The 3,695-nt window shown below is 48.7% G+C and carries 5 protein-coding genes; 3 read left to right on the top strand and 2 right to left on the bottom strand.

Annotated features, from left to right (window positions below; genetic code table 11):
- A partial coding sequence (locus RMO35_RS18425; RefSeq protein ID WP_309742949.1) for a hypothetical protein occupies positions 1-296 on the top strand: 296 nt, incomplete at its 5' end.
- Positions 293-760 carry a hypothetical protein gene (locus RMO35_RS18430; protein WP_309742950.1) on the top strand — a complete coding sequence of 156 codons (468 nt, stop codon included), beginning with the start codon at positions 293-295 and terminating at the stop codon, positions 758-760. The genes RMO35_RS18425 and RMO35_RS18430, both read left to right, overlap by 4 nt.
- A gap of 6 nt (positions 761-766) precedes the next feature.
- Here the strand turns inward: RMO35_RS18430 and RMO35_RS18435 are convergent, their stop codons facing one another.
- Positions 767-1,903, bottom strand: coding sequence for a DegT/DnrJ/EryC1/StrS family aminotransferase (locus RMO35_RS18435; RefSeq protein ID WP_309742952.1), 1,137 nt, complete (start codon positions 1,901-1,903; stop codon positions 767-769).
- Positions 1,904-2,260: 357 nt separating this feature from the next.
- On the opposite strand from RMO35_RS18435, the gene RMO35_RS18440 reads away from it, so the two are divergent.
- Complete coding sequence (locus RMO35_RS18440; protein WP_309742954.1) at positions 2,261-3,376, top strand: SpoIID/LytB domain-containing protein; 1,116 nt, start codon at positions 2,261-2,263, stop codon at positions 3,374-3,376.
- A gap of 77 nt (positions 3,377-3,453) precedes the next feature.
- Here RMO35_RS18440 and RMO35_RS18445 read toward each other — a convergent pair.
- On the bottom strand, positions 3,454-3,695 hold a 242-nt coding region (locus RMO35_RS18445), incomplete at its 5' end, for a DUF4139 domain-containing protein (RefSeq protein WP_309742956.1).

Consider the following 3,695-nt stretch of genomic DNA (forward strand, 5'->3'; position numbering starts at 1 on the left):
GTGTCGAGCCACTACTTTTCTTGTTACAATGCTTAAGTATACATTTATGGGCACCACTCATGTTATCTCAGCATCAGAGTCAAGCTGTCTCATTGAAACCATTCCTCCATCATTATGGAGAAACACCTGAAGAACAAATCGAGAAAAATAGAGACGCGATCGAGTTATTAGGCAGTTGGTTATCTGAAGAAATATTAGTTACTGAATTAGCAGAACGTAAGTCCTACTTAGCCGATCTCAAGCAAACGATCGACAGTCAACGTCCTTCAGGCGCTAAGTTGTATAGTGATAAATGATTGTTTTTTTAGATAGTGGGATACTCGGCTTAATTGCTTCGCCCAATGAGAGAACAGAAGTAACTGCCTGTCAAAATTGGCTATTTGGTTTACTAGCGAAGGGTATTTATATTGTCAGTTCAGATATTTGCGATTATGAAATTCGGCGAAGTTTACTGTTATTAGAAAATCAAAAATTGAACCAGATTAGCTTAACGAGGCTAGATCGGTGGCGAGAGTCGATTGATTTTTTACCCCTGACAACTAATGTGATGCAGAAAGCAGCAAAGGTTTGGGCTGATTCTAAGCGTAGGGGTTTACCAACAGCCGATCGAGAGAATATCGACGCAGATATGATAATTTTGGCTCAATGGTCGTTATTGAGTGATGAATATTCAGGGCGGAGAATAGTTATTGCAACTACTAACGTCAAGCATCTGGAGCCATTCAGTGAAGCCATGCTTTGGCAAGATATTAGATTTTAATAGAGACTAACGATCGAGCGCATCTTTAAGGGCATATACCACCCGCTGCTGCTCGTCAGGCGTGAGTTCGGGGAACATCGGGAGCGAGAGTACCTGATGGCTGACTAGCTCGGTGACGGGGAAACTACCCACTGGCAGAGCGAGATCTTGATAGACTGCCTGGAGATGTAATGGTAGTGGGTAATAAATCATCGAAATCACCCCGGCTTCCTGAAGACTAGCACGGACTCGATCGCGATAGGCGGCTGGCTCGATTCCTGATGGTGCTACAACCCTAATCGTGTATTGATTCCAGGCTGATTCGCCCCCGGGGGTAGGTTGGGGAACGACAATATTGGGCACATTGGCAAGTAACTGGTGGTAGCGAGTAGCAACGGCGGCTCGGTGCTGGTTCCAGCGATCGAGATGGGGAAGTTTGACCTGGAGAATCGCCGCTTGCAGAGCATCGAGCCGACTATTGACACCGATCGCTTCGTGATAATATCGCTGACGGCTACCGTGTTCGCGGAACATCCGCAGATCGGCAGCGAGAGTCGGATCGTTGAGCGTCACAGCCCCACCATCGCCACAAGCGCCGAGATTTTTGGTAGGGAAGAAGCTAAAACAGCCGAAGTGTCCGATACTGCCGACGGGTTTGCCGTGCCATTTTGCGCCTGTAGCTTGAGCGCAGTCTTCAATCACAATCAGATTATGCGCTGTGGCGATCGACATTAACTCTGTCATATCCAGCGGATTGCCGAACAAATGCACGGGCATAATTGCCCTAGTGCGCGGCGTAATGGCGGCGGCAAGTTGGCTGAGATCGAGATTAAAAGTAGCAATGTCGATATCGACAAACACGGGCGTCGCGCCCACGGCACTGATTGTCTCGGCTGTCGCAATAAAGGTAAAGGGCGTAGTAATCACTTCATCCCCCGCACCGATCTTCATCGCTCTCAAGGCTAGATACAGCGCATCCGTGCCAGAATTGCAGCCAACGCAGTCAGTGGTGCCGATATAGCTGGCAAATTGCTGCTCGAAGCTCAGGACATTCGGGCCGCCAATATAAGCACCACTAGCTAAAACTTCTAATACCGCTGCACTGACATCAGCACCGATCGCTTGATACTGCCGTTTGAGGTCAAGAGGGGGGATGTTACTCACAACGTTAAATTAGGGGTTAGGGATGAGGGGTAAGGTGTTCGGGGAGTGCCCTGATGGGGAACTAAGTCTGGATCTAAATAGTAGCCGGACAACTTTTCGCCTAGCAGCAAAGAATTAAACCCCTGATGTTTGGCGATTCTCCAGGGGAGCGACTGAAATCACGCGGAGGTTTCCGACCCATGTGTTTCAGTTAAGACAGAGGCGACGCCAACACGATCGATTTTCAATCAATTGTAGCGGAATAGTCCACCACATCGATGACGATCGACTTAATTTCCGATCGCGGCACGATCGGATCTTCGCTTTGATGACGCGATTCAAACGCCAGACGTTCCATAGTATGATGATTTTCCCCGCATGACAAATATCCATCCCGATCGCATGATTCACTTGAGTAGACAGACTGGCTGGTTTTCTTTGCTGCTATGGTTGCTGACGATCGCGCCAGCACAATGCCATCAATTACGCGTAGCGATTGCCTCAAAAATATCGCTCGATCTCGCCGCTTCGACACCTGCAATTATTACCGATGAGCGCGATCGTCAATTGGGCGCACTGCAACCGCAACAAGGATTAGTTGCCACAGTCAGTAAGGATCGGGTCGTCGTTGGTAATAACCAGGTGACGCAACTCTGGGTTAAGCCCCAGCAGGGTGGCTATATCTGGATTTCAGATCGCTGGTACCGTGGTACCGTGCGAGTCATCGCGACCAAAAATCGACTGTTAGCCATCAATCATGTCGATCTGGAGCAATATCTATCCAGTGTTTTAGGGGCAGAAATGAGTCCGACTTTTCCTGCCGAAGCACTCAAAGCTCAAGCCGTCGCCGCCCGCACTTACGCTCTCTATCGCAGCCAATCCACCAGTAACAAAGCTTTCGATCTCGATAGCACCCAAGCCAGTCAAGTTTATCCTGGTCTGTCGGGTGAGTCAGAACCCACTCAAGCCGCCGTCAATGCTACCCTCGGTCAAATTATGACTTATCAGGGCAAACCGATCCTCGCCGCTTTTCACTCGTCTTCTGGGGGGCACACAGAGAACGTTGAAGATATTTGGTCGGCTCGACTACCATATTTGCGAGGTGTCCCAGATTACGATCTGGGGTCGCCTGGATACGAGTGGACGCAGACATTTACTACCGCACAGCTCAGTCAAAGTCTCAAAGTCCAGCAGCTTCGATCGATCGCACCCGATCGCACTACGCCCTACGGTAGTGTTGTGAGTCTCAACATTAGTGGCAATACTACCAAAATTCTCCCCGGTAGTCAGTTGAGAACGGCTCTCAAACTCCGCAGTCTGCGGTTTACTATCTCTCCTACGCCTACCGGATTTCTCTTCACCGGACGCGGCTATGGGCATGGGCTAGGGATGAGTCAGTGGGGTGCATATTATCTAGCGGAGCAGGGGCAGAAGTATTCGAGCATTCTCGCTCATTACTATCAAGGTGTAGAGCTGAGTAAAGTTGGGAGTTGACAGTTAACAACGAGGTGCTGATGAGGGGGTTTAAACCCCTGTTTTTGGTAATTATTAATTATTAATTATTAATTATTTCAAACATCCAATCCCTGTACCTGCACACCTTCAGGATGTTCGATCGAGAATTGGTAGTTGATTTCCATCTTGCCATTGGCGGGTAAATTTAGTTCCCATACCAATCTTCCTAATTCGCCAGGTTGAATTTGGGGGGAGATTTTGAGCAGTTTGACTTTGATTTGTTCGGTACGGCTGTGGGGAATTTGGTCGTTAATTTGAATGTGGGTGACGCGATCGAGTAGATTAGTTAGTCTGAGCC

It is taken from the genome of Chamaesiphon sp. OTE_20_metabat_361, from assembly GCF_031364565.1.

What these genes read in the sequence shown, in the direction of transcription:
- RMO35_RS18430 (WP_309742950.1), top strand. Translation starts at nt 293, where the DNA reads ATGATTGTTTTTTTAGATAGTGGGATACTCGGCTTAATTGCTTCGCCC.
- RMO35_RS18440 (WP_309742954.1), top strand. Translation starts at nt 2,261, where the DNA reads ATGACAAATATCCATCCCGATCGCATGATTCACTTGAGTAGACAGACT.